The 933-nt window shown below is 56.9% G+C and carries 1 protein-coding gene; it reads right to left on the reverse strand.

Translation table 11 applies throughout. From position 1 onward, the window contains the following. The coding region (locus AC1DY5_RS57110) for a hypothetical protein (protein WP_478122954.1) at positions 1-754 on the reverse strand (754 nt) is incomplete at its 3' end. Positions 755-933: the final 179 nt, after the last annotated feature.

The raw sequence follows: 933 nt of genomic DNA on the forward strand, positions 1-933 counted from the left end.
GGTCTGTTGGATCTGAGAGTCCGCAGAGGGACATGAGGAGAAAGGCAATCTGGAACGCCCGCCACGAACCTATCCGGCCGCTGTCCTCGTCGGCGTTTGAAAATATTGTCCATGGCGACGCGTGGGGCCCTTTAATGGAAACCCTTTGTCCGATCGCGTCCCACGACGCTTCTCTTTTCTGTAACTGCTTGGTCGCAATTTGCTGCAACAGCATTGCTTTGTTCGCAAGTCGAAAAGCATCACGGTCGTCCTTGTTACCGCGGATTCGCTCAATGCCCTCGTCAATGCGGTCGAGACATTCTTGACATAATTTCAGATGGGAATCGGCGACGCTCCTGAACCTAACGGGAAGCGCCGAAACTTCTTGCCGGCGATGCTCAATCCAATCTCTGTAGCCGTCTGAAACGAGCTTCAGAGCGTCCCACGTCGGACCCTGACCGTCTGGCGACAGGTCTGCGAGGTCGCGCATTTTCAGGGACAACACGCCGTTGTTCAGCATGATGTCAGGCGTCATGCTTGGAAGCTCAACGGTTGGCATCGCGTCCGCTTGGAGTGCCGACGGAACTTCGCCCGGCGCAGAGTCCCAGGCGGCCGCGCAGCCGTGACCGATGCCATAGGTCGCTGATTCCCGATATAGAAGCGCAAGTGATTGCTCGTCGGAATCAAGGCTCTCGAATGGTCGTGTGCTCTCCGGATAGCGGAGCAGCGAACCCGAGCTCGCCTGCACTTCGAAGAACGACTGATAGAGGATCAATTCCCTATCGTCAGCGCCTTGCCCAAGCGACGTGACGTTCCTCAAAACGAGGGTTACAAGCCACTCGCCGTGCCTCCCCTTCATCTGGCGAGGAAAGCAGTCAAGGCGGAGATTGATCGGGCAGCCTGCCGGAACAGGGACATCTCTCTTTATTGGCTGTCCTAGACTCAGTTCTGCCG

The sequence above is a fragment of the Variovorax sp. P4_D9 genome (genome assembly GCF_056401695.1).